Annotated in this window: 1 pseudogene; it reads left to right on the top strand. The window is 72.5% G+C overall.

What is annotated here, in order from left to right:
• Nucleotides 1–236 (top strand): annotated as a pseudogene (locus tag ACCC97_RS28915) (type II secretion system protein GspD); the annotation flags it as partial.

The raw sequence follows: 236 nt of genomic DNA, 5'->3' as shown, positions 1-236 counted from the left end.
GAAAGCAGCAACGGCGCGGCCGGCAACATCTACGTGGTCTACCTGAAGAACGCCGATGCGGTGCGGCTGGCAGCCACTCTGCGCGCCGCGATGGCGGCGAACCAGCAGAGCACCACGCCGGGCGCAGCCGGTGGCGCGGGCGGCGGTGCCGTGCCGCAACAGAGCGCGCCGCAGGCCATGCAGGTGAACCTGAACAACAACCAGGGCGGCGGCTCGGCCGCGGCCAACGCCCCGCT

Source organism: Variovorax sp. Varisp85 (assembly GCF_047304045.1).
Classification (GTDB): domain Bacteria; phylum Pseudomonadota; class Gammaproteobacteria; order Burkholderiales; family Burkholderiaceae_C; genus Variovorax.
The sequence above is the reverse complement of the archived record's forward strand: the minus strand, read 5'-3'. Positions and strand labels throughout refer to the sequence as shown.